The organism is Streptomyces sp. NPDC003032, from assembly GCF_053591415.1.
Genome location: NZ_JBSFTT010000054.1, coordinates 1 through 22,544, shown reverse-complemented (window position 1 = coordinate 22,544; position 22,544 = coordinate 1). Strand labels below are relative to the sequence as shown.

Here is a 22,544-nt window from a genome sequence, read left to right as displayed (position 1 = left end):
TGGCAGGTTGAGCACTTCAGGCGAGACCGGATGGGCACCGTGGTGTAGCGGCCCTGGGCGGTGCGGAGCCCCACCGGACCCGCATTCGTTACGATCTGCTGATGTCCTGTGTCTTCTGCGGTAGTTCTCCCGTCACCAAGGAACATGTCTTCCCTCAGTGGCTTAACCAGTATCTTCCGTCAGGACGACAGCAGATTGAACAGGCGCGCTATGGGGCGGATGCCTACGAGGTGACCAGGGAGAGCGTGGGCCTGGACTTCACAGTCAAGAAGGTGTGTGCCTCCTGCAACAACGGCTGGATGTCGAAGCTTGAAACATCCTCCAAGGACGCCCTCGAACCACTGATCATCCGGCAGAACCTTGATCTGATCTCCCTACAGCAACAACGCCAGATCGCGCTCTGGGCTACAAAGACAGCGATGATGGCCGACCAGACTCAGCAGGACCCCGTCCTGCCGTCCCATCAGCTCCGGAGAATGCGTACTCACCGAGCGATACCTGGTGGGACGCGCGTCTGGCTGGGGTCCTGCCCCGAGCGCAACCCCACCGTCACCAGTCACACTGTGAGGATCGACCTCACAGGTGTATCCACTCCTGACACCCCCCAGCCGGTCGGGTTCTTCTGCCCCATGAAGATCGGGCATCTGTGCATCTACGTCTACTCCCCGGCCGTGGATGTTGTCATCCAGCACGCGCGTGAGTTCCACCTCTCCGTCGCCCGGATATGGCCCCGCCGCTCCAGCGACCTACCTTTCCCTCCACCCGTCCAGCCACGGAATGGGGATGCCTTCGAGGCATTCGCTGACGCGTTTCGCGAGAGCCTCTACCTCTACACGCCCGAGCAGGCGGCCGAGCACGGAATCAAGGAATCCTGAGATCGGGGCCACGCTGTCGAATCACGCCAACTGAAATGCTCAACCGCCAACTGAAACGCTCAGTCACACTGTGCCGAAGCACGGTAGTTGTCACCATCGACGTCCGCTGACCTGCGACTGCGCTTGAGCGAAGCACGGTGGTTGTCACCAGTTCGGCGCGCTATCTGTCACCAGCAACGCGCGAAGCATGGTGAGTGTCACCGCCTTCGGTGCTCCGCCGGTCACCACTTACGAGGTCACGCGGTGAGGAAATCCAGCAGCATCAGCCCGCTTGTACTGCCCACTGCCAGGACGCTCCCCTCGTGAGACCAGCACATGGAAGTAACATCCCCACCGATCCGGCGAAAGGTGAGGACACGACGCTCTGCCGCCTCCCACACCAGCGCCGCGTCGCTGTCGCCGGTGGCCAGGTGGCCGTCGACTGACCACGCCACCGGCCGCGCCCGGCCAGCGTGCCTGGGCAGCTTGGTGGAGGTGCCAGCGTTCACGTCCCACACCCGCACCATCCCGTCGTCGTCGCCGGTGGCGAGGCGTCCGTCCGCTGACCACGCCACCGCGTCCACCGCGCGGGTGTGGCCGGGCAGCTCGGTGGAGGTGCCAGCGTTCACGTCCCACACCCGCACCACGGCATCCGCGCCGCCGGTGGCGAGGCGCCCGTCCTCTGACCACGCCACCGAGCGCACCACGCCGGTATGGCCAGTCCTCTGAACTGCAGGGTGGGCGTCGAGGAGGGGCCATCGCGGTGCCAGGCAAGGAAAGAGGGAGAGGTCTGCGCGGCGGCGGGCATGGATCTGCGGCCGCCAATGGGGGTGAGGTTCCAGGCTTGCATGGAACAGGCGGATGGAGGCATTCGCCTGCTCATTGAGGTTGAGGAAGTGGTCATTCCGGTGGAGAGAGCGCGCCAGAGCGAGGCTGTGAGGGGTAGCGATGCGGTTGAGGTCGTTCCAGGGGGCGTTGTGGCCGCCCTGGTGTAGGCGCATCTCGACCCAGCGGATGTCACCAGCCACGGCCTCGGCCAACTCTCGTCGGTGAGCGGCAAGGATGTGACTGATCAGGTGGTCGTGCAAGTAGCCCTCCGGCGCCTGCCACCAGGCACGGCCCGGATCCGGTGTTCCCGGTGCGAGGGGGGCGGCGGGCGGCAGGTTATGGGCGACAGCGTCCACGAGCGTGCTGTGGAGCCGGGCCAGGTGATCGGCAGTGACGCAAGCACGAAGGTAGTCGCGGATAACGTCGTGGAGGTTGATGCGCCCCTCGGCAGGCGTGTAGGTGATCAGTGAGAGGCGGGCAAGGTCTTGGCACAACAGGCGGGCCCCAGCGATGGTCAGGCCGCCGGTTTCATGCCATAGCGAGGCCGCCAGGGTGAGCGGCACGGGCTCGTCCTCGGCGAAGATCCCCAGCTCGGTGAAGCGTGCGACGGCCTCCGGCTCAAGGAGGGTGGTGGAGGCTTCTACGGATGCCTCGACGGCCTGGTTGCGCAGATCACGGTCGTCCAGGTCCCAGGTCTCTGTGGGGTCGTCGACAGCCACGGGTCCCCGTTCCTGCAGTTGCTGCAGCAGCTCTTCGGCCGCGTCACAGGCCGACGTCCCGGCTCTGGCGTGGCGTGCGATGAGCCGGTTGGCCAAGCGCAGCAGCAGGGCCCACCGGCCGGTCGCCCGCAGCAGATCGCCAACCAGTGGGCGGGATAACCGCGGCAAGTCTTGGGTGAGGACCTGCTCGGCCTGTTCGGGGGTCATCTGGTCAACGTGGACTTCAAGGGCACTGGATGGCAGCAGCCCAGTGTGGCGGGTGGTAATCAGGCGCACGCACCGTGAACCGCCGACCAGGAAGGGGGCGAGCTGGCGTTCTTCCCAGACATCGTCCAGCACCAGCAACGTGCGGGGCCGTTCCTCGAGCAGCCTGCCCAGATGGGCACCCGCCGCCTCGGGATCTGTAGCCGGGGTGCTGGTGTTCCCGGTGATCAGCGAGACGACCTCACCGACCTTTGCGGCGATCTCCGCGCGGCTGCGCACGTCCCGGCCAACGGTCACGAAGTACACCCGCCCGCTGAAGTGCTTCTGCACCTGTCGTTGCCCACACACCTGCTTGGCAAGCAGCGTTTTACCGAACCCGCCCGATCCTCGCAGCGACGTGGTGATGCCCACCTCGCCACCGTCGGCACACACGGCCCTCACGACCTCGCGGCTCTGCTCTCGGGGTACGAAGTGATCGGGAACAATCGGCGGGCTCGGTGGGCGGGGGTCGGCGCGGACTGCGGGCTCTGGGCGGCGCTCGATCATCACGGCCAGCACGCCGAGAACCACCATGGCTCCGCCCAGGACGCCGGTCATGAGCCAGGCATGAGCGCGCAGCAGGTCTAGCGGCCCGGGCCACTTCTCGTGCCCGGTGGCGGCGTTGGCGGCCAGCCCCAGCAGCACGCCCAGCAGCCCGCAGATCCCGGCCAGCACGGCCAGCGTTCCCGTACGCACCCCATGCCCCCGAATGTCGCCTCCGGTCGGCAGCGTACCCACGGTCACGGAAGTGGTGCAGCCGTTCGCCGTGCCCGGCTGGCAGGGAGAGTGGGCCTGTCACCGGCTAAGAAGTCGGGAGGCGTGGCACGGTCGACACCGTCTCCGGCACGTGTCCGTGCCCGGCATCGTGCTGCTGGTTGGTCAACAGGCGCCGATGAAGATCAACGGTATCGAGAACAGCAACGGCGATCTGATCTCTTTCGGTGGCGGAGTGCCGATCATGGATACGGACGGCCGCATGGTCGGGGCTGTCGGCGTCTCCGGCGGCGCCGCCGACCAGGACGTCCGCGTCGCCGAAGCAGCCGTCAAGGCGTACTGACCCGTCCACCGTCCACCGCCCGGGCCGGCGACTACGCCCGTCGGGCCTTGCTCCGGCCTCACGCGCGGTGACTCAATACCCGCCAACCCGAACGCTCAGTACGCCAACTGCAGCGCTCAGTCACACGTTCGCCCCACCGGAGTGACAACAAGCCTGCCTATGTGACAACTATCGTGCTTCGGCTCACACACCGGAGCTCGCGGGGTGTTCGGGGCGCGGCTGCTACAGGTCGAACTCAAGGTGCTCGATGTCGGTGAACCGGACCTCCTCTAGGGAGCCGGCGCGGCGGCCGCCGTCCTGGAAGTACACCTCCTTGAGCCCTTCGGCGGCGATCTCCTGGAGCTGGGCGTCGCTGGCCCCCTGCTCCAGGGCGTCGAAGAGGCGGGCAGCGTAGACGGGCGGCAGGGCGACGGTCAGGTGCCGGATGCGGTCCTGGTCCGTCGACCCGATCGGCGCGGTGTAGCCCATGCGGGCGCGGGCGTCGATGACGATGCCGCCCGTGCTCGCCGCCTTCGCCCTGGCCTTGGCCCTGATCTGCGGCTGCCACCGCTTCTTCACCTCGCGCTCCAAACGCGCGGCGAGGTCGGGGCGCGGCTTTTTGATCTGGTCCTTCACGTACCGTTCGACGGTGCGCTGGGAGACCCGCAGCATCTGGGCGACCGCCTTCGTGCCCTTGAGCTGCTTGACCAGGTACCGCATCTGCGCGCCCGCGCTCTTGGGTGCCGGGCGGGTGAACGCCTTCTGCACCGCAGCCTCCAGGCCGTCCCCGAACAGGCTCATCGTGGCCTACTCCTACTCTCCGTTGTCGATGTCGATGTCGGTGACGGTGCCGTCCTTGATGTAGCGGGCGAGGTTGAGCTCCGGTGCGTTGAACCGCTCGCGGACCTCCTCGCCCCACAGGACGTCCTGGGTGCCTTCCCACTTCACGAGCCCGGGGTTGATGCCGAGCTTGAAGCCGCCGGGCAGCGGCTTGCCGTCCCGGTAGGGCAGGAAGTCCAACGGCGAGGGCCCGCCTGCGGCGTAGACGACGCAGTCGGACAGGATCGCGACCGGGTACTGCCCGGTGAACGACGCGTGCTTGACGATCTTCCTGTGGAGGTTGATCCGGGTGCGGGCGATGACCGCCGCCCGGATGTCCGGCCGCCACGTCGGACGGGACAGGGCACGCCACGGCTCGCCCGGCCGCCAACCCTCCCCGCGCGGCCGCTCGCGCAGCTTGCCCAGACCGCCCTTCACCGTCGCCTTGACCGCCGACACGACGATCGCGAGCTCAGGGTCGCGCTCCTTGTAGCCGTTCATCGCGGTGAGGAAGTCGGCCAGGGCGAGGTCGGCGTCGACACCGAGGTCGGCCATCGTGGCGAGGTACGCGTCGCGGAGTCGGTTGTACCAGCCGTCCAGGTAGCGGCCGTTGTCGTAGCGGACCCACGCCTCGATCGGCCGCACCTCGTAGCCCAGCTCCTGGGCGTACGCCACGGTGGGCGTCGCGTACCAGGCCGGGCCCTTCGGACGCTCGCCCTTCGGGGTGAACGGGGAGGGCAGCAGCGAGCCGTCTAGCTCCACCCACTCCTTGCCCGACCTTCACCTTCGACAGGTCGACGTGGGACAGGTCGACCAGCCACGAGCCGGGCAGCTTCGGGTCGAACGCCGGGGCGTTGACGTGCGTCGCCTCGCCCAAGCCGACGTTCAGACCGTTGGCGCCGGCGGCGAAGGCCATGTTGACGTCGATGCCGACCAGGTGGCGCAGGGTGCACTCCGCGTCGGTCATCGGACGGGCCCAGTCGTACGCCTCCTCGAACAGCTTCTCCGCCGGGCCGCGCACGTGAAAACGGGGCGGGTCCTTGAGGACCGGGTGGCCGTCGGGGACCTCGCACGGCGGCCAGTTCATCGGGTCGATGGCGTCCTTGCCCAGGCTGCCGGGGTTGTGCTCGGAGTGCCGCTTGCCGTCGGTGTCCGGCTCGGAGGCCCGGGTCGGCGGGTGCAGGGCGGTCATCAGCTCCAGGCCGGTCACGGCAGTGGAGCCGCGCGGCGTCATCACCCGGGAGGCGTACACGCCCAGGACGCGGGCGAGCTCCGCCGGCGGAAGCTGCCCGGCCTCGCCCCAGTGCCGGGTGTCGAGCGCGTTCCACGACGGGATGCACAGCTGCACGCAGGCCCGCTCCGAACCGGTGGCGGGACGGTAAATCCTCGCCCACGGGCCGAACCCGCGCTTGGTCAGCTTCCACTCCGCACGGGTCAGCTGCTTGATGACCTTGTGGCCCTCCGGGATCCGCCCGGCGTGCTTCTCCTCCTCCGTGAGCGTGACGGGCAGGCCGTAGCGCTCCAGCGCGGCTTCGGTGAGCACGAGCAGCGGGTCGGCGTCCTTGCCCGGACCGGCGAGCTTCGGCTGACCGAGCTTCGCTTCACGCAGCGTCCAGTCGACCAGGGCCGGGATGCTCTTGGCGGGCACGTCCAGGACCAGGCCGCCGGTGCAGTACGCCAGAATCTGCCCGTCCTCGACGTCGACGACCGCCAGCGGTCCGTTCTCGAACTGCGGATCGGCGGCCCTGGCCGGGGTGCCGTCCGGGGCCGCCTTCTTCGCACCCGGGCGGCGCGACGTGGACGACGGCCTGGTGGTGCTCGCCGGGCGGGGCGCGGCGGCCGGAGCCGCGGCGACAGGGGCAGGGGGCTGGGTGTTTTCGGTTGCAGTCATGGCCGCAGCCTCGGGCGCCTCCCCTGTGGACAGAGTCCGTACTTTCGCCGGGGCGGCAGCGCCCGCCGGGCGGGACGCGGCGGGAGCGGGGCAGAGGGATTCGGTGGTTTCCTCGACCGCAGCGTCCGGAACCTCTGGCGCTTCGTCGCCTGCCGGGTCGGGCGCGCTGGTGAACGTGGCGGGCACCGGGGCAGCCGGTCTTTCCGGCGTTGCGGGTGCGGGGTAGAGCTCCGCGAGCTGCCGCAGCAGTCGCGCGTACGCCTCACGCTCCGGGCCGCGCGGCTCGGTCGGCTTCTTCACCGACTCCCAGGCGGACACCGTGGCCCGACGCACCTTCAGCGCGCCAGCGACTTCATCCAGCGTCAGGCCGTGCGCGACTCGCAGCCGCTTACGCTCCTCCGCCGGCGGGAGAGGAGAGCGGGATGCGACCAGCGCGTCGACCGCGTCGAACAACTCGGACATGGAACACCTCCTGACTCACACCCCACCCCACGCGCCGTAAAGTTCGGGCACTTTTACCGTACGGATACCGTACGAGGCTTGTTCGATGGGTGCTGGGCCGGGCGCAACCGACTACCCTTCGCCGGTTCTGCTGAACTACTGGAAACAAGAGTTGAAATAAGCTGCTTGCAGTACTTAAAATCGAAGCGTAAATAAGCGAAAGGGTTCCCGGCACCGTTGGCAGGAGATCGCATGGCCACGCTCAGCATCCATTTCGACCCCGCCGTCATCGCCCGTCTCACCAGTGCGAGCGGCGACGACACCATCCACGTCACCCTGTCCCTCGGCGGTGGGTCCGATGAGGCGCCGTCCACGCCCGTCGTCCCCCACGGGCCACTCGCCGCGCTGATGCAGGCCGGCCTGCTGAAGCCGGACACCGTCCTGACCTTCACCCAGCGCCGCGCGGGCCGGTCGGGCCGCGCCGTCGTGACCGCCGACGGCCAGCTCATCGTCGACGGCCACTCCTCCCCGTTCCCCTCGCCGTCGAAGGCAGCGGAAGCCATCACGGGGAACGTCATCAACGGCTGGACCCTGTGGCACACGCCCGACGGCTCCACCCTGGACCAGCTGCGCCAGAAGCTGGACTCCCAGTAGGAGGCCGGGCCCGCTCTGGCCCGCGGCGGTGTCACGCGCGGGCCAGAGCAGCACACCGGATCGGACAGAAGAGCTCGAACGCGCCCGGGAGACGTTGGTGGAGGAGTACGGCGAGCTGCTCGCCAAGGCGATCGTGCCGCAGCTGACGGCGGACGCGGTCGCCCAGGAGCAGCCGGTGGTGGTGTTCGTGGCCGGGCAGGCCGGCAGCGGCAAGAGCTTGGTGATGGACCTGGTGCAGGCGGCCCTGGACCAGCGTGGTGGTGCGGTGCGGGTGGAGCGGGACACCTACAAGGCCGCCCATCCGCACTACCGCGCCTTCCTGGCAGAGGATGTGCGCACGGCCGGGGTGCGGGTGCGGCCGGAGACCTACCGGTGGCAGGCCGAACTTGAGGCCCACGCCCGTGCACATCGCTACGACGTGGTCGTCGAGGAGGCCCTGGCCGATCCGGCCGCCTTCAAGGCCGCGGCCGCCGTCTACCGGCGGGCCGGGTACCGGATCGAGTTCGTGGCCCTGGCGGTGCCGGAGGCGGTCAGCCAGCTCGGGGTACTGGACCGCTACCTGCGCCTGGCCGAAGAAGGCCGGGCCCGGTATGTGTCCTGGGACAACCACGACGCCTGCGCCAGTGCCCTGGCTGACGTCTTGGGGGACATTGAGGCCGGGCACCTGGCCGACCGGGTCGTCGTTGGCTTTATTCACGAGTAGTGCCGCCGGTTGTTCACGGGTTTGGGAGGCACCCAGATTCACGGTCGGGTGATGTTCACGAGTTTCGACAGCACTGGGGCACTTGCCAGGACAGCATCGAGGTGCTCCCGGTGAAAGGTCCTGGTCATGCCGCAGATGTCGAAGGTCGAGCTGTACGCGGCGATCCGGCGTGATCACCGTGGTGGCATGAAGCTGCGCGAGCTTGAGCGCAAGTACAACGTGTCGTGGCGGACGGTCAGGAAGGCCGTGGACTCGGTATGGCCGGAGCCGCGGAAGAAGCTGCCACCGCGGCCCACTGCGCTGGATCCGTACAAGCCTGTGATTGACGAAATGCTGCGGACGGACCTCGACGCGCCGCGCAAGCAGCGGCACACGATCACGCGGATCTTCCACCGGCTCGTCGAGGAGCACAGCGCCGATGTGTCCTACCAGATGGTCCGACGCTACGTCTCCGACCGGAAGCCGGAGATCCTCGCCGCTTCGGGCAAGGCCCCGTTGGAAGCGTTCGTGCCACAGACCCACCTGCCCGGCCACGAGGCGGAGGTCGACTTCGGGGACGTGACCGTGCGCCTAGCCGGCGAGCTGGTGACCTGCTACTTGTTCTCGCTCCGCCTGTCGTACTCGGGCAAGGCCGTCCATCGGGTCTTCGCCTCCTGTGGCCAGGAAGCCTTCTTCGAAGGGCATGTGCACGCGCTTCGCACGCTGGGCGGTGTTCCTCGGAGCAAGATCCGTTACGACAATCTGAAGTCGGCCGTCGCCCAGGTGCTGGGGCTGAGCCGGGCCAGGGTGGAGACCGACCGGTGGATCGCCTTCCGCTCGCACTTCAACATCGAGAGCTTCTACTGCCGCCCCGGAATCGAAGGCGCCCATGAAAAGGGGGGCGTCGAAGGGATGATCGGCTACTTCCGCCGCAACCACTTCACGCCGGTACCTGAAGTCGACTCCCTGGCCGAGCTGAACGAGATGGTCGACCAGTGGGACCTGCACGACGGGCATCGTCGGATCGGTTCGCGGCCGCGCACCGTCGACGAGTACTTCGCCGTCGAACAACCGCTGCTGCTGCCATTGCCCCAGGAGCCGTTCGAGACGGGCCGGCTGTTCACGCCCCGGGTCGACCGCTATAGCCAGATCACCGTTCGGACTAACCGCTACTCGGTTCCGACCCGTCTGATCGGTAAGCGAGTGCGGGTCGTCTTGCACGCTTCTCATCTGGTGGTCTACGACAGGAACGTCGAGGCGGCCCGCCACGAGAGGCTGATCGCGAAGGGCAGCTGCCGCCTGGACCTGGATCATTACCTCGAAGCCCTCATCCGCAAGCCCGGTGCCTTCCCCGGTGCCACGGCCCTGGAACAGGCCCGTTCCGCGGGCAAGTTCACCCCGGTCCACGACGCCTGGTGGGCCCAGGCGCGCAAGGTTCACGGCGAGCGGGACGGCACCCGGGCGTTGATCGAGGTGCTGCTGCTGAACCGGCACCTCGCCCACGAGTACGTGGTCGCGGGTCTGGCTACCGCGCTGCGGGCCGGTGCCCTGACCGCCGACGCGGTCGCCCTCGAAGCCCGCAAGGCCGCCCAGGTGGAAGATGAACCGACGGTCGGCTCGTCTACCGCGATGGCTTCCGGTCAGACACCTGCATCCGTGACGTCGCTGCACGAGTGGCGGCTCACGCACCTGCCGCCGGATACCAGGCCGATGCCGTCGGTGACCCCCTACGACCAACTGCTCCGACGCCGCCGCACCAGCGGCAGCGACCACCGTGAGGGAGAAGCCCAGTGACCCTGCCCCGCCAGCGAGGCTTGACCGAGCAGGCCGCCGACGCCGCCATCGACAGCGCCTGCCGCCTGCTGCGGCTGCCCTCGATCCGCAATGAGTTCTCCGACATCGCGGACCGGGCGATGAAGGATCAGATGACCTACCGCGGCTTCCTGGCCGAGCTGCTGATGACCGAGTGCGACGACCGGTCCCGCCGCCGTTCGGAACGGCGGATCAAGGCCGCTGGTTTTCCGCGGGAGAAGTCGCTGCGGGCGTTCGACTTCGATGCCAACCCCAACATCGACGGGGCCACGATCCACACCCTGGCCAGTTGTGAGTGGATCAAGAAGAGCCAGCCGCTCTGCCTGATCGGCGACTCCGGCACCGGCAAGTCCCACATGCTCATCGCCCTGGGCACCGAGGCCGCGATGAAGGGATACCGCGTCCGCTACACACTCGCCACGAAGCTGGTGAACGAGCTGGTCGAGGCCGCCGACGAGAAACAGTTGAACAAGACGATCGCCCGCTACGGCCGTGTCGATCTTCTCTGCATCGACGAACTCGGCTACATGGAACTGGACCGCCGTGGTGCTGAACTCCTCTTCCAGGTACTGACCGAACGCGAGGAGAAGAACAGCGTCGCCATCGCCTCCAACGAGTCCTTCGGCGGCTGGACCAAGACGTTCACCGACCCTCGCCTATGCGCGGCCATTGTCGACCGCCTCACCTTCAACGGCACCATCATCGAGACCGGCACCGACTCCTACCGCCTCGCCAGCACCCGGGCGCGGGCTGAGGAGCCCTCCAAGGCCGGCTGACACCTGACGGCCATTGTTGGCGGAAGCCGTCCTCGCGGGCGGCTTCCGCCAACAATGGGCCCCCACATCACCCCTGCTCAGCCCCTTTCCTTCCACTGGTCTGCCGACATCCGCCAGATGACGTCAACCCCCACTTCGCCAGGAGCGACGGGCCCCTCGGGTGCTTGTATGCGCTCGACTTCAGTGAATCCCAAGCGGCGGGCGACGGCTCCGCTGGCCGGGTTGGCAGCATCGTGATGGATCTCGACGCGGTCGATGCCTGCCAACTGGAAGCCCTGGCGGACAAGAGCCTCAGCGGCCATCGTGGCCAGACCCCGTCCGGTCCAACGAGGGTGCAGCCAGTAGCCGACATCGAGGCCACCTGCACCGATGCGGCGCATGAGACCACAGCTACCAATCACTTCAGCTTCCGACGTGATCGCGTAGCCGAAGGCTTGCCTGGTCTCCCACTCTTCCTGGTTGCGGGCGAGGAAATCAGAGGTTTGCTGTCTCCCGGAGTCAGCTGCCCAGGGCATCCACGGCACTAGATGGTCCAGGGACTCGCGGATCGCTCGCTCCAAGGCATCGAGATCATTCATGCGCCACCGGCGCAATTCAACCTGGTCAGACGGGAGGTTCTCGGCAGGTTCTTCCATGCACCGGATGCTCTCGCAGCCCACCTGAGACCGACAACGCATTAACAGCTACCCGATACCCGGCCGGGCACGGTCGAGGCTCCTCAGCCCTGAGCGGCGTCATTTCTCGTGAACATCAACAGAGGCACGGATCCTCCACCGCCTCCCAGACCGGTGGATAAACGCTGCTGCTTGAAGCGAACGAAGCCACGTCGTCGTACGGCGCGGCGCGCAGGTGCTGTACGTCAACGAGCACACGGCCGGCGGGCAGTGGTCCCGTTCGCCGGGTGCGCGCGAGACGGTGCTGGCCGAACGCGCCCGCAAGTGGGCTCCGGCCGAGACCGGCGCTTTTCGCCGTCAGCTCGCAGATGCCGACCGGCGCGCCCACGACCCGCACCTGCCCGAGGACTGGTCCCTGGCCGTACGGCGCAACGCCGAACGCGCCGCCGCACTGGCGGAGCCGGTGCGGCGGATCGCCCAGCCTAGGAGGGAGGCGCCCGGCGTTGACTACCACCGGCTGACCGGCGAGGAACACCGGTGGATCTTCGACAACCTGATCCTGCCGGACCTCGCCGCGCGCACCAGCCCGCAGGAGAGGCCCGTCGTGGTCTACCTCATGGGCCAGCCCGGGTCCGGCAAGACGAACATGACGCGGATGGTCCTGCGCTCCCTGCGCGGGCGGCCCGCCCGGATCAGCGGCGACGACTTCAAAGCAGCCCACCCCGACTACCACCAGCTGCTGCAGGAGGAACCCCGCACCGCCGGCGCCCGTATCCGCGCGGACTACCGGGCCTGGCAGGTCCTGGCCGAACAGTACGTACGTGAGCGGCGCAGCGACGCGGTCATCGAGATCGCCCCTTCCAGCGCGGCCGCGTTCGTCAACGCCGCGATGCTGTACCGGCAGGCGGGCTACCGCGTGGAGCTGGTGGTGCTCGCCGTGCGGGCGGCCGACTCCCGCCAGGGCACCGCAGATCGCTGCGCGCAGCTGCTGCGGCTGGGCGCAGCGGGCCGGTTCACCACCGCCGAGGGGCACGACGAGCATTTCGCGGCGCTGGGGGAGGCGGTGGCGGCCGCCGAGCAGGTACCGGTGGCCGACCTGGTGACGGTGATGCGGCGGGACGGCAGCGTGCTGTACCGCAACGAGCGCGCGCCCGACGGGAGGTGGGCGCGGCCGGTGGGCGCGCTCCAGGCGCTGGTCGCCGAGCACCGCCGCCCCTACAGCGATCGGGAGGCCGCCCGGTTCTGGGCGATCCAGCGGCGGCTGCGCGCGCAGCTGCCGCACTACCGCCGCGACCTGGAGCAGATCGCCCAGCTGGCGCGTTTGTTGATGCCCGAGCACCTGCTGCCCTCCCGGCTGCGCGGGCCCGCCGCGGTGGCTGCCCTGCCCGCGCGGCCCTACACGTCCTTCAGCGCCTTCAGCCGGGCCGCGTAGCGGGCCGCAAGCCGCGCCACTTCTCCGGCGCCGGCTTCTGCGAGTCGGGCGCGGTCCTGGACGCAGGCTTGCTGCTGCGCGAGCAGCTCCTCAAGCCGCCGTGGATCGGTTCCGGTCCGGCGTTCGGTGTGGATCAGCTGGGCGTACCGGGCGATCACCTGGGTCAGCAGCTCTGCCGCCGCCGCATCGTCCGGGGGCGCGGCCCCCAAGTCCTGGTCGGGCTGTGCGTCAGCGTCGGGATTGGGGAGCGCGGGGTCGTGCACAAGAGCCACCAAGTCGAAGTCGAACGAGAAGGGCTCATCCTCAGAACCCATCTGTGATGATCGCGTATACGTGCCGCGGTGGAGTGTTCGGTACCCACCGGGCCCCTACGGCCCGCAGAGGCAGCTCAGGGGCACCGGCGTCCCAGCTTCGCGAACCGGCGGTTGTGCCCCTTGGTATCCCACCACTCTTCCAAAAGGCCGTGCACCAGCTCTACCAGTTGGCGTAGCCGCTCAGGATCAGGGGCAGACGAGGTGAATACGTCCGCAAAGGACTTGTCGCCCCATGGCAGTGTGACCACCCAGCACTCGTCGGCGTGCCCTTTCCGCTCGATGATGAGCCGGTAGGACAGGGTGACACTGCGGTCCGGCTGGTGATCTACGGTCAGGTCGGTGACGTTGAACCTGATCGCACCATCATCGGACGTGTATGAGCGAGCCAGAGCGAGCTCAGCTGGCGTGTGAGCCGCCATATGCACCTCTCACCTCGTCTACGTGTATCCCAAGTCAGCCGCTAGCAGCTGACGGAGGCGAGGCTCGTGACCTGGTAAGCGGTCCGCACGTCGTTGCTACCGGCGGGGGTCCCGATCTTGGTGCGGAACTTCTCGCGGCTTGGGCACGAAGCGGTCCAGGTCGAGTACCCGCCCCCATTCCACTTGCCGGACCATATGGCGGCGCTGGTCTTCCTGTCCATCGTGCTGTTCCAGCCGTGACCCGCCTTGATGTGTTTCCAACCCCACGTCCTGGTGCCGCAGCGCAACGGGTACTTGTTAGGCCCACGGAAGTACGTGCGCACGATGTAGTTCTTACCGTGACTCCTGCAGGCCCGGTTGGGGTCAACGGCCCTCTCCGACACGGCCGGCCCGTCCGAAGAAGCCGTGGCGGATCCAGCTGCCGGAATGAGCAGAGCCGACGCAACGACGCCAGCGGCAAGCGCCGCCTTGACGTTGCGGGATGTGTTGCTGAGCAAAGAGTCCCCCTCTGTGATGGCCTCCGTGGTCATGGGAGGCGTGATCGGGTCTCGCCATCGAGGCTGAGCGTGATCGGATCATGTCACTGCGTGCGCAGTCAATCGAAATGGGATGATTCGGGCCATCGTGCGGACAGGGATCCTCCGACGGCGAGCCGACTTGCGCCGCCGCCCACATGAAGGGCTTGGGCACCATCAGAACTAGGCAGGGCCGGCGACATCCGCCAAAGTCCAACGACTGGTTCTCAAGGTCCAATGGCACCCCGGCAAGTCGCGCGCTCTTCCGGGCTGGTGCATCACGGCCGAAGCCGCCCCGGCACCGGACGCGACGGCCGGGACGGGGCTGCTGGGCGGGGCAAGCGCGGGCATAGGCTGGGATACCTGGTGATCATCCGGTGGGGGGAATCAAGTGTCCGATCTGCGTGCCCTGTTCAGCTCGAACGAACCCATCGACACGAGCGAGGCGTTCACCAACCGTGAGCGTCAGTGGGAGCTGTTCGCCACCGCGCTCGAGGAGCACCTGCGGCACGTCACCGCGCCCGGCTTCGACCCGGCCGACCTCGAGGCGCCGCGCACCAACATCGTGTCCTTCCACGGGGTGGGCGGCGTGGGCAAGTCCACCTTCCTGCGCAAGGTCGAAGCCGCCCTCGGCGGTGTAGGGCAGCGGCCCGCCCAGTGGGGCGAGCCGGTATGGGCCGGGCACACGATCGTGCCCGTACGGATCGACCTGGCCCGCTCGGCCGGCACCAGCTTCGAGGACGTCGTGCTGACCATCCGGACCGCGCTCGCCGCCACGGTGGCCCGGCCGCTGCCCGCCTTCGACCTCGCCCTGCGCCGGTACTGGGAAGTGCGCCATCCCGGTGATCCGCTGGAGTCCTACCTCGACCGCGGCGGCCTGGCCAGCCGCTTCGGCAAAGGCCTGCCGCAGCAGACGCAAAGTGCCCTGAGCGACGTCGCTCAGGCGTTGTTGCTGCCCGGCACCGTCGGCTCGGTGGTCGGGCAGGTCACCGGCGCGCTGGTCGGGGCGCTGCGCGAGCGGCGCCAGACGGTGAAAGCGCTGGCCGGCTGTGCGCGGCTGGCCCCGCTGCTGGAGGCCGAACCCGACTTTGAGGCGCTGTCCTTCTACCCGCATCTGCTGGCCTGGGAGCTGGACCGGCTGCCCGCAGGCAGCAAGGTCACCCCGGTGATCCTGCTGGACACCTTCGAGGACGCCGCCGACCGCCACCGCGACTTCGAGCGGCTGCTGCAGCGTGTGGTGTGGCTGATGCCCGCCTGCCTGTTCGTCGTCAGCGGCCGCTCACGCCTGCAGTGGGCCGATCCGGCCCTGCACGGCCAGCTGGACTACACCGGCCCCACCGCCTGGCCCGGCCTGACCACCACGCCCGGCACCGTGCCGGGGCCGCGCACGCACACGCCGGGCGGGCGGCAGCATCTGCTGGGGGACCTCTCCCCCGAGGACTGCGACGACCATCTCGCCCGCCGCCTGATCAAGGACGGCCAGCCCCTCATCACCCCCGCCATCCGCACCGTGATCACCGAGCGGTCCCACGGCCTGCCCCTCCACCTCGACCTCGCGGTCGGCCGGTTCCTGGAAATCCGCCGCACCGGCCGCACCCCCGAGCCGGCCGACTTCGACTGCACCTTCCCCGCGCTCCTGGCCCGGGTGCTGTCCGACCTCACCGCAGACGAACGCCACGTCCTGCGCTCGGTGTCCCTGCTGGACGCCTTCGACCTCGAACTGGCCACCCGCGCCGCGGGCCTGACCCACCAGGCAGTAGCCCGGCGCCTGGTGGAACGCCCCCTCGTCACCGAGAACCCGTTCGCCCTGTGGCCCTACCACCTGCACCGCGCGATCCGCAGCGTGGTGCGCACCGACGACCACAGCGAGGACCGCTGGACCGACACGGACTGGCACCAGGCCGCCGCCCGCGCCCTGGCCGCCCTCGGCGAGCAGTGGACCACCGCCGCGGCCGCCACCCCCAGCCGCGTGCTGCTGGTGGCGTGCCTGCGCCAGGGCCTGCTCCTGGCCCGCGAACACCGCCTGACCGGCCTGGGCTGGCTCATCGAAGCCGCCCATGCCTACACCGACGACTCCGTTTGGGAGCCCCTCGCCCTGACCACCCCCGCCGATCCGGCACCGGACACCCCCGCCGATGCCGTGGCCGAGCTCCTCACTACTATCACCCGCCGCCAGCACGAGCACCGCCAGCGCACCGCCGACCGCCTCACCGCCGTCCTGGACACCGGTCTGCTGCCCGCCGAGCTGACCGAGATGGCCCTGTACTACCGGGCCAAGGCCCACAAGGACCTCAGCCACAACGAGGCCGCCCGCGCGGGGATGCAGCAGGTCGCCGACGCCGGCGGCCGCCTTGCTCCCAAGGCCCGCCGGGGCCTTGCCAACCTGGCCCGCCTCGCCGGCGACTTCCCCACCGCCCTGGCAACCGCCCCCACTCTGGGCTGGAAAGGCCGCCACCACCGCGTCCTGGGTGACATCCACTGGTCCCACGCCGACATCACCCAGGCCATCGCCGCCTTCGAAGCCGGCCGCGCCGAAGCCGAACAGCACGGTGCCCCAGGCGAACGCGCCATGACGCAGGTCCGCCTCGCCCTCGCCGTCTCCTTCGCCGACCCCCACCGCGCCGACGACGAGCTCGCTCTCGCCCACCAGTACCTCGACGGCCTCGACCAGCGCGCTAACACCCTCCTCGCCCAGGTCGTCACCCTGATCAAGGACGCCGGAGCCGACGACGTAACCGACCGCGCCCAGCACCTGCGCACCGACATCGACACCGCCGGGCTCCCCTACCTCCACCGGTTCATGGAACTCGCCCTCGCCTTCCACCACGCCACCCGCAGCGAGGACCGAGAACTGGACGCCACCATCGAGCGGCTCCGCGCGCTCACCGCCGCCGGCGACTTCGCCTACTTCACCGACATCGCCCACTTCATGGCCGCCCGGCCCCTGCCAGAGCCCTCCACCACCCGCTGGATCACCGGCGAAGACGAGGTCCGCTCCGCATGGCGTCACCTGGTCCAGGCCCGGCAGGAACACCTTCGCACCGGCACCTGACCCCGGACACGGGAGGCCCCGACCAGATGCCTGGTCGGGGCCCTCGTCTACTTTGCCCTTGTTCTCCGTTGCCGATTCCGGACCACCCAGAGCCCTATGCATGTGATCAGGGCAGCGGTGAAGAGCACTGATGCTGCGACGCGTACGGCAAACCACGCGTTGCCAGGCGGGTGCCACAGGGCTTCTGCCAGGTTCAACATAACCGCGAGTGAAAACGTAAGCCATAAAGCGTTTTTAGCGCCGCTGGCATACTTTTCCGGGCTCACTATTTTTTCCTCTCACTCCGTCACCCACGCGTACGGGTTGAAGCAGCTGTTCAGGTCCTTTGCTTCATCCTTGAGCGAGTTGTCGGTGTCCTCCCACGCCTGCTTTGCGTAACACCCGACTGGCGCCGCGCTTGAGGCCCTGCCCAGGAATCGAGGTCCCTTGTCCTTGATGAACCGGGCCGATGCTTTCACAAACTCAGGCCAAAGACCGGTGGGATCGATCTTGTTGACAGGGTCGCCTGCCGCATATAGGTAGGGGTTCTGTTCCTGGCCGGAGGGGTCAGGCTGAGTGAAGCGACCGATGTTGGGGTCGTAGTAACGCGCCGCAAAGTGGTACAGGCCGGTCGGGTCCTGGTAGCCGCCGGCGAACTGGTAGGGCTGGGGTGTCTTCTCGGTGCTCGTGGAGCGGCTGACGCCGCGGGGACTGTAGGAGTACGTGTTGACCTTCTCGCCGACCTCGTCCGCGATCGCGACGACGGAGCCAAGCGCGTCGGTGAGGTAGAAGTACGTCTTCCCGTCCCGGGTCATGGAGTTGAGTGTGCCCCCGGGCTCGCGGTTGAAGCCGGTGTCCGCACCGCCCGTTGAAGTGGCGGAGAGGCCGAGGGGCCCGTTGTGGAAGTAGGTGTCGCCGAGCTTGATGCGCTCGCTCTGGTCGGTGGAGCCGTACTGGCCCGCGTACGTCTTGTCCGCGACGGTCAGCGAGGTGAGCTGGCTGTGATCCGACCACTTCTCCGCGGTCCGGGTCTCCTCCGGCGTGGAGGCTCCGGCGGTCTCGTTGCCTTCGAGGTCATAGGACCAGTTCGTCGAAGAGCCGTTCTTCGTGGTGATCTGCTGTGCGTCGTTGATGCTGTACGTCGTCCCGCGTGGGCAGCCCTTCTCCGTGCCCTGGCTGGTGAGGTTGCCCGCCAGGTCGTAGCAGTACTGCCAGGACGAGTTGAGCGTTGAGCCCTTGTTCTCGGCGGCGTAGGAGAAGCGTCCGGCGCCGTCGTAGGTGTAGCTGGTCTTCGTGCCCGCGACGTTGTCGGTCTTGGTGCGGATCTTGTTGCCGTCGGTCTTGGCGTCGGTGCCGTAGCCGTAGGTGTAGGCGAGGTCGACCAGAGTGCCCTTGCCGGACTTGGCCGTGATCGTCTCGGGGCGGCTGGAGTTGTCGACGTCGACGCTCTGCACGGTGCCGCCGGGGTAGGCGGTCTCGGTGCGGACATCGTTGCGGTTGTACTTGTAGGAGGTGACCTTCCCTGAGGGATCGGTCAGCTCCTTAAGCTTGTTTACCTCGTTCCAGGTGTAGTCGGTCTTGCCGGCCGGATCCTGGTAGTAATCGACGTTGCCCGCGGGGGTGTACGCGAGCAGTGTCTGGGAGCCGTCCTGCAGGGCCCGGACGGTCTCTCGCTGGAGCGGGTCGAAGGTGTACTTGATGGTGCCGGTGGAGTCGGTGCGCTGGGTGAGGTTGCCGTCGCCGTCGTAGAAGTAGCGGACTGTGTCGTTGGTGGTGGAGACGGTCTTAATCCGGTCGAGGTGGTCGTAGGTGAAGACCTTCTTGATGCCGCGGCCGTCGGTGAGGGTCTCGGTGCGGCCCAGGCTGTCGTAGGTGAAGGTAGTCTCGCCCAGCGGTTTGGGCGGGGCCGCCTTGCGAAGGTTGCCCTTGTCGTCGTAGGTGAAGGACGTCTTGACCGTCTTTGTCGATGACATCTTCGTCTCGGCCGTGCAGCGCTGGCCCTCGAAGCCACCGCAGTTCGGGGAGGCGGGGTTGTAGGTGTAGGAGACGCTGCCGCCGCCCGTGCCGGTCTGCGCGACCGACTTGGTGTTGCCGGCCGTGTCGTAGGTGAAGGAGGTCTTCTCGCCGTCGGCGTTCGTGGAGTCCTTGGGTACGTCGCCGCCGGCGATCGTCTGCCAGTTCGCGACCGATTTTCCCCCGGTCGGGGACTTCATGCTCTCCAGGTTGTTACGCGTGTTGAACCCGTAGTCGGTCACGTTGCCGCCGGTGGTGCCGGTGCCCATCGCGTCGGTGGCCGTGTCGATGTTGTGGTTCGCGTCGAACTTCGTCTTCCGGTTCCGGTCGAGCGCGTCAGTGACGTCGGTGACCTGGCCGTCGCCGTCGTGCTTGTACTTCGTCGCGTGCTCCTCCGGATCAGTCACCTTCGTGGTGCCCGCGGCCGTGGGTGAATCCGCGTCGTACGCGTACGTCCAGGTGGGTCCGGTGTGGCCGGAGCCGTTGAACTCGGTGGCCCGCAGCATCGAGGTGACCCGGTTGGCACTGTCGTAGGTGAAGACCGTGACCCGGCCCTCCGCGGTTGTGACCTTGGCCAGGCGGTTGGAGGAGTCGTAGCCGAACGCCGTCGTCTTGCCCTCGGCGTCGGTGGTCTTGTGCAGGTTGCCCTCGGGGTCCAGGTCGAAGACGGCGGTGCGGCCCGAATGGTCCTTGGCCTGCCACTGGGAGGCGTCGGTCTTGACCAGGTCGATCCACCGGCCCGAGCGGGTCTCGGTCAGCTTCAAGCCCTTGTTCTCGCCGCCCTCGTCGTGCTGGGTGACGGTGATGGTGCCCTTGTTCTTGTCCGTGACTTTGGTCAGGGTGCCGTGCTCGTTGTAGGTGTCCTTGGTGTGCGACTTCCAGTTGGTGACGGCGTAGGTGCCGTCGGCGTTCTTCTTCAGCTCCTTCGAATACCCCTTGGGCGTGGTGAAGGAGCCATCGGCGGCCTTTTTGAACCGCAGGGTGTCGCCGGAGGCGTCGTACAGCACCACTTCGTCCTCGAGGACCTGGAGGTAGCGCTCGTACTGCTGCCACCACCGCTGGGACACCTTGCCCCACGGTGCGTCCAGCGAGTTGTACGTGCGCGCCAGGGTCAGCTCCTGGCCGACCCCCGCGATGGAGAAGTCGGTGGCGGTCAGCATCAGGTTGCCCGTGGAGTAGTTGATCCGGGCCGTCAGGGCGTCGGTGATCGCGAAGTTGTTGATCCGGTGCCACGGCACGTCGCCCTGCCCCTCGGGCACATGGGCCGGGATCTCCTGGACGGAGCGAGAGGACGCCGACGCCGGCTCTGTCCCCTCGGCGCGCTTCTTCTGCTGCGCGCGCCAGGCCGAGACCTCATCCGTTGGCGCGCCTTCGGCCTGCGGTGCGACGGGCTTGTTGGTGCCGACTTTCACGTCGGGCATCTCGAATGACGGAGCGTCCTTGCCCCACGCTGACCCTGGCTCATCTGCCGCGGCAGTACCGGGTCGCGGGCAGCAAGGACAGGGTGAGAGCGCCGGTGGCCAGAGCGGCGGCGGTGGCGAGGCGGGTTCTCTTTCGGGCACGCAGAACACGCGCACCCGTGGTGCGTTGCATCAAGACTTCCCCCCACAGGAAGACGGACCTCGCAGACCCCAGCGGTCACGAGGGGCCCACAATCTGGCACACGTCACCCCCGAGACACGCGGCGATTCCCTCGAACAGTCGTTCCATGTGAAATGAAATGGCCTTCATGCAAGATCGGTATAAAACGGCCGGAATTTCATGGAGCCCACCTGTCTGAACACGACCGTTGCACCCCGCGCACCGAGCATCGGCGGCTAAGTGGCCGAGAAGACGCGGCCATGGGCTACACGCGCGGGGATTGTCGTCTCAATCCGCAGCCACTTCGGGCGTACAGAAAGGCAGAGCTGCGGCGGGCATCGGCGAGCGGCGGCTGCCGCTCCGCATAGTGCCGCCTGGCCGGCAGGAACACCTGCGCATCAACATCTGCCTCTCGCCATGTCCTCGAGCGCACCGAGCGCACCGCGGGCGACCGTAGACGCGAGGAGGCCCGTACACGCTGTGCGTGTACGGGCCTCTGATCGAGCGCCGGGCAGGCCTTGCACCTGCATTTCCCCGCAGGAAGCGGGGCGTCTTTCCTTGGACCACCAACGCATCACCGGCTGCCGCGCGTTGTGGCGACCAGTTCAAGATCTACTGTATCGGACGGAAGGCTGGGGGTGCGACATGAGGCGGGCGTTGGGTGCGAAGGCGGAGGCGGGAGACCGGGCCAGGGCGGCTCGTGCGCGGAAGCGTTTGAGGTAGTAGGCCATGGCGGTACCGTTCGTGCTGCCGGCGAGGATCGCTTTCTCCCAGCAGACAGCGACCGCTTCCTTGAAGAACATCCGGGCTGAGGCCCTTTCGTGGTCGTCGGCGGTGACTTCTACCAACAAACGCTCGGGGCCTTGTCTGCGCCCAGGCGCCGGAAGGTGGCCGGTGGTGCAGCCGCTCCGGTTGGGCAGTTCCTCGGCCGACGCGGTCTCAGTAGTGTCGGGGCGGTCGCTCAGGGACGCGGCGAGGATGACCAGTTGTTCGACGAAGTGGGGGCCCAGCACCGGGAACTCGAGGTCGGGGTGTTGGTCGTAGCTGGCGGTCACGGAAGCGGCGACGAATTCGATGACGGCCTGAGCTGCCTGTGTGCGCGGGCACGTGCGGCTGAGTCGGCTCAGGACCCGCAGGAGCGTGGCCAGGCTGGTGTCGGCGGTCATCACCTGGCAGGCCGGGGCGGGTTCGCCGGTGTCACCGTCTTGCGGGGAGTGAACGACGGCCTGGTCCTGCCACAGTGCAGCGGCGTAGGTGTCACCGCGGGCGAGGTGTTGCAGGTAGAGGCAGTAGGAGGCGGCGGGGACGTCACCGGCGCCGGCGGCGTACTGCCACCAGAAGCGGGCGCCGTCGTCAGCGCCGGCGAGCTGCAGGGTGCAGCCGAGGATCCAGGCGGCGCGCGGTTGGGGGACTTGTTCGGTGAGGAAGTCGGCGAACTGATCGATGGTGCAGTGAGCGACGACCGCTTCGCACAGGGCGGTGAGGCTCTGTGCGGCGCGGTCGTCGGCCAGGTCGGGTCCGTCGTCGTCCCGCAGCAGGAAGTCCTCGGTGAGCCGGGTGTAATCCAGGTCGTCATGGCTGACGACGTCGGAGGGGACGTGAGGCTGGTGCAGCAGCAGCGACTGGGCGAGGAGGGCGTCGACGGTGCTCATAGCGGGGTGATCACTCCTGGGAGTCGGGGTCGGGGCGCAATTGATCCAGGGCCCCTCGGGCGTGGTGGTCCAGGGTGTGGGTGATGGCCGGCGGCAGGCCCACGATGCCCGGCACGGCGTCCGCGGGGATGCCGCACAGGTAGCGCAGGACGGTGACGTCCATCTGGTCGGGCGGCAGGCGGGTGATCGTGTCGAAGAACTGTGCGAGGACGTCGATG

Annotated in this window: 17 protein-coding genes and 1 pseudogene; 8 read left to right on the top strand and 10 right to left on the bottom strand. The window is 68.1% G+C overall.

Annotated elements, in window-relative coordinates:
* Positions 1 to 101 precede the first annotated feature (101 nt).
* On the top strand, positions 102 to 875 hold the full coding sequence (locus ACWDZ7_RS38850) for a hypothetical protein (RefSeq protein WP_451803471.1): 774 nt from the start codon (positions 102 to 104) through the stop codon (positions 873 to 875).
* Positions 876 to 1,111: 236 nt separating this feature from the next.
* On the opposite strand, the gene ACWDZ7_RS38845 is transcribed toward ACWDZ7_RS38850, so the two are convergent.
* Complete coding sequence (locus ACWDZ7_RS38845) at positions 1,112 to 3,388, bottom strand: NB-ARC domain-containing protein (protein WP_451803470.1); 2,277 nt, start codon at positions 3,386 to 3,388, stop codon at positions 1,112 to 1,114.
* Between the two features lie 4 nt (positions 3,389 to 3,392).
* Between ACWDZ7_RS38845 and ACWDZ7_RS38840 the strand changes: the two genes are divergently transcribed.
* Entirely contained in the window at positions 3,393 to 3,701 is a 309-nt protein-coding gene (locus ACWDZ7_RS38840) for a GlcG/HbpS family heme-binding protein (RefSeq protein ID WP_451803469.1), read from the top strand.
* Positions 3,702 to 3,923: 222 nt separating this feature from the next.
* Here the strand turns inward: ACWDZ7_RS38840 and tpg are convergent, their stop codons facing one another.
* The 3 genes from tpg to tap are packed head-to-tail and all read right to left on the bottom strand — an operon-like array spanning position 3,924 to position 6,852.
* Positions 3,924 to 4,481: a telomere-protecting terminal protein Tpg gene (tpg, locus tag ACWDZ7_RS38835; RefSeq protein ID WP_451803468.1), complete on the bottom strand. Its 558-nt coding sequence runs from the start codon at positions 4,479 to 4,481 to the stop codon at positions 3,924 to 3,926.
* 12 nt (positions 4,482 to 4,493) lie between these two features.
* On the bottom strand, positions 4,494 to 5,054 hold the full coding sequence (locus ACWDZ7_RS38830; protein WP_451803467.1) for a hypothetical protein: 561 nt from the start codon (positions 5,052 to 5,054) through the stop codon (positions 4,494 to 4,496).
* On the bottom strand, positions 4,972 to 6,852 hold the full coding sequence (tap, locus tag ACWDZ7_RS38825; RefSeq protein ID WP_451803466.1) for a telomere-associated protein Tap: 1,881 nt from the start codon (positions 6,850 to 6,852) through the stop codon (positions 4,972 to 4,974). The genes ACWDZ7_RS38830 and tap overlap by 83 nt, the downstream gene beginning before the upstream one ends.
* A 231-nt stretch (positions 6,853 to 7,083) precedes the next feature.
* Between tap and ACWDZ7_RS38820 the strand changes: the two genes are divergently transcribed.
* The 4 genes from ACWDZ7_RS38820 to istB all read left to right on the top strand — a co-directional run bounded on the left by ACWDZ7_RS38820 (position 7,084) and on the right by istB (position 10,755).
* On the top strand, positions 7,084 to 7,485 hold the full coding sequence (locus ACWDZ7_RS38820; protein ID WP_451803465.1) for a restriction system modified-DNA reader domain-containing protein: 402 nt from the start codon (positions 7,084 to 7,086) through the stop codon (positions 7,483 to 7,485).
* A gap of 97 nt (positions 7,486 to 7,582) precedes the next feature.
* Positions 7,583 to 8,188 carry a zeta toxin family protein gene (locus tag ACWDZ7_RS38815; RefSeq protein ID WP_451803464.1) on the top strand — a complete coding sequence of 202 codons (606 nt, stop codon included), beginning with the start codon at positions 7,583 to 7,585 and terminating at the stop codon, positions 8,186 to 8,188.
* 126 nt (positions 8,189 to 8,314) lie between these two features.
* Positions 8,315 to 9,961, top strand: coding sequence for an IS21 family transposase (gene istA / locus ACWDZ7_RS38810; RefSeq protein ID WP_451803463.1), 1,647 nt, complete (start codon positions 8,315 to 8,317; stop codon positions 9,959 to 9,961).
* Complete coding sequence (gene istB / locus ACWDZ7_RS38805; RefSeq protein ID WP_451803462.1) at positions 9,958 to 10,755, top strand: IS21-like element helper ATPase IstB; 798 nt, start codon at positions 9,958 to 9,960, stop codon at positions 10,753 to 10,755. Before istA ends, istB begins: the two co-directional genes overlap by 4 nt.
* Before the next feature lie 77 nt (positions 10,756 to 10,832).
* On the opposite strand, the gene ACWDZ7_RS38800 is transcribed toward istB, so the two are convergent.
* Positions 10,833 to 11,390 (bottom strand): GNAT family N-acetyltransferase, encoded by a 558-nt coding sequence (locus tag ACWDZ7_RS38800; protein WP_451803461.1) that lies wholly within the window; start codon positions 11,388 to 11,390, stop codon positions 10,833 to 10,835.
* 214 nt (positions 11,391 to 11,604) lie between these two features.
* Between ACWDZ7_RS38800 and ACWDZ7_RS38795 the strand changes: the two genes are divergently transcribed.
* Positions 11,605 to 12,801 carry a zeta toxin family protein gene (locus ACWDZ7_RS38795; protein ID WP_451803460.1) on the top strand — a complete coding sequence of 399 codons (1,197 nt, stop codon included), beginning with the start codon at positions 11,605 to 11,607 and terminating at the stop codon, positions 12,799 to 12,801.
* Here ACWDZ7_RS38795 and ACWDZ7_RS38790 read toward each other — a convergent pair.
* Together ACWDZ7_RS38790 and ACWDZ7_RS38785 are read right to left on the bottom strand one after the other, a co-directional pair.
* Positions 12,765 to 13,115 (bottom strand): hypothetical protein, encoded by a 351-nt coding sequence (locus ACWDZ7_RS38790; protein ID WP_451803459.1) that lies wholly within the window; start codon positions 13,113 to 13,115, stop codon positions 12,765 to 12,767. The genes ACWDZ7_RS38795 and ACWDZ7_RS38790 overlap by 37 nt on opposite strands.
* 74 nt (positions 13,116 to 13,189) lie before the next feature.
* Positions 13,190 to 13,534 (bottom strand): hypothetical protein, encoded by a 345-nt coding sequence (locus ACWDZ7_RS38785; RefSeq protein WP_451803458.1) that lies wholly within the window; start codon positions 13,532 to 13,534, stop codon positions 13,190 to 13,192.
* Between the two features lie 906 nt (positions 13,535 to 14,440).
* On the opposite strand from ACWDZ7_RS38785, the gene ACWDZ7_RS38780 reads away from it, so the two are divergent.
* On the top strand, positions 14,441 to 17,101 hold the full coding sequence (locus ACWDZ7_RS38780) for an ATP/GTP-binding protein (protein WP_451803457.1): 2,661 nt from the start codon (positions 14,441 to 14,443) through the stop codon (positions 17,099 to 17,101).
* 278 nt (positions 17,102 to 17,379) lie between these two features.
* Here ACWDZ7_RS38780 and ACWDZ7_RS38775 read toward each other — a convergent pair whose 3' ends face one another.
* The 3 genes and pseudogenes from ACWDZ7_RS38775 to ACWDZ7_RS38765 all read right to left on the bottom strand — a co-directional run.
* On the bottom strand, positions 17,380 to 20,514 hold the full coding sequence (locus tag ACWDZ7_RS38775; protein ID WP_451803456.1) for an RHS repeat-associated core domain-containing protein: 3,135 nt from the start codon (positions 20,512 to 20,514) through the stop codon (positions 17,380 to 17,382).
* A 765-nt stretch (positions 20,515 to 21,279) separates the two neighbouring features.
* On the bottom strand, positions 21,280 to 22,326 hold the full coding sequence (locus ACWDZ7_RS38770) for a hypothetical protein (protein WP_451803455.1): 1,047 nt from the start codon (positions 22,324 to 22,326) through the stop codon (positions 21,280 to 21,282).
* A gap of 10 nt (positions 22,327 to 22,336) precedes the next feature.
* Positions 22,337 to 22,544 (bottom strand): annotated as a pseudogene (locus ACWDZ7_RS38765) (XRE family transcriptional regulator); the annotation flags it as partial.

Coding starts and splice junctions, on each gene's coding strand:
- ACWDZ7_RS38850 (WP_451803471.1), top strand. CDS start 102: ATGTCCTGTGTCTTCTGCGGTAGTTCTCCCGTCACCAAGGAACATGTC.
- tpg (WP_451803468.1), bottom strand. CDS start 4,481: ATGAGCCTGTTCGGGGACGGCCTGGAGGCTGCGGTGCAGAAGGCGTTC.
- ACWDZ7_RS38830 (WP_451803467.1), bottom strand. CDS start 5,054: ATGGCCGACCTCGGTGTCGACGCCGACCTCGCCCTGGCCGACTTCCTC.
- tap (WP_451803466.1), bottom strand. CDS start 6,852: ATGTCCGAGTTGTTCGACGCGGTCGACGCGCTGGTCGCATCCCGCTCT.
- ACWDZ7_RS38820 (WP_451803465.1), top strand. CDS start 7,084: ATGGCCACGCTCAGCATCCATTTCGACCCCGCCGTCATCGCCCGTCTC.
- istA (WP_451803463.1), top strand. CDS start 8,315: ATGCCGCAGATGTCGAAGGTCGAGCTGTACGCGGCGATCCGGCGTGAT.
- ACWDZ7_RS38800 (WP_451803461.1), bottom strand. CDS start 11,390: ATGGAAGAACCTGCCGAGAACCTCCCGTCTGACCAGGTTGAATTGCGC.
- ACWDZ7_RS38790 (WP_451803459.1), bottom strand. CDS start 13,115: ATGGGTTCTGAGGATGAGCCCTTCTCGTTCGACTTCGACTTGGTGGCT.
- ACWDZ7_RS38785 (WP_451803458.1), bottom strand. CDS start 13,534: ATGGCGGCTCACACGCCAGCTGAGCTCGCTCTGGCTCGCTCATACACG.
- ACWDZ7_RS38775 (WP_451803456.1), bottom strand. CDS start 20,514: ATGCCCGACGTGAAAGTCGGCACCAACAAGCCCGTCGCACCGCAGGCC.
- ACWDZ7_RS38770 (WP_451803455.1), bottom strand. CDS start 22,326: ATGAGCACCGTCGACGCCCTCCTCGCCCAGTCGCTGCTGCTGCACCAG.